Source organism: Paenarthrobacter sp. 22069 (assembly GCF_052046035.1).
Classification (GTDB): Bacteria; Actinomycetota; Actinomycetes; order Actinomycetales; family Micrococcaceae; genus Arthrobacter.
This window is the reverse complement of the sequence record NZ_JBQEQF010000062.1, coordinates 1-461: the sequence shown is the minus strand read 5'-3', so window position 1 is coordinate 461 and position 461 is coordinate 1. Positions and strand designations below refer to the sequence as shown.

1 protein-coding gene and 1 pseudogene are annotated in these 461 nt (G+C 62.9%); both read left to right on the top strand.

The genetic code is table 11. The annotated features are described in order from the left end of the window. Positions 1–211: L-serine ammonia-lyase, iron-sulfur-dependent, subunit alpha (locus ACTJK0_RS21430; RefSeq protein WP_440746548.1), on the top strand; the 211-nt coding region annotated here is incomplete at its 5' end. 64 nt (positions 212–275) lie between these two features. After that, positions 276–461 (top strand): annotated as a pseudogene (locus ACTJK0_RS21425) (lipoyl synthase); the annotation flags it as partial.

Below are 461 nucleotides of genomic sequence, written 5' to 3'. Positions count from 1 at the left end.
CGGGCTGGTCCAGGTCCCCTGCATCGAGCGGAACGCGATCGCCGCCGCGAAAGCGATCAACGCCGCGAAAATGGCGCTCTGGGGCGACGGCACCCACCGCGTCTCCCTCGACGAGGTCATCATCACCATGCGCGAAACCGGCAAGGACATGAGCGACAAATACAAGGAAACCGCCATGGGCGGCCTCGCCGTCAACGTCGTCGAATGCTGACAACCCGCCCCCACAGCAGCGGCACGCTCAACCAACGGCAACACCACGAACAAAGGAAACAATCATGACGCTGGCACCTGAAGGCCGGAAGATGCTGCGGATCGAGCAGCGCAACGCTGCGGTCCCGGTGGAGCGTAAACCGGAATGGATCAAGGCCAAGGTCCAGATGGGCCCGGAGTTCGTGGGCCTGAAGAACCTGGTGAAAAAAGAAGGCCTGCACACCGTCTGCGAAGAGGCCGGCTGCCCGAAC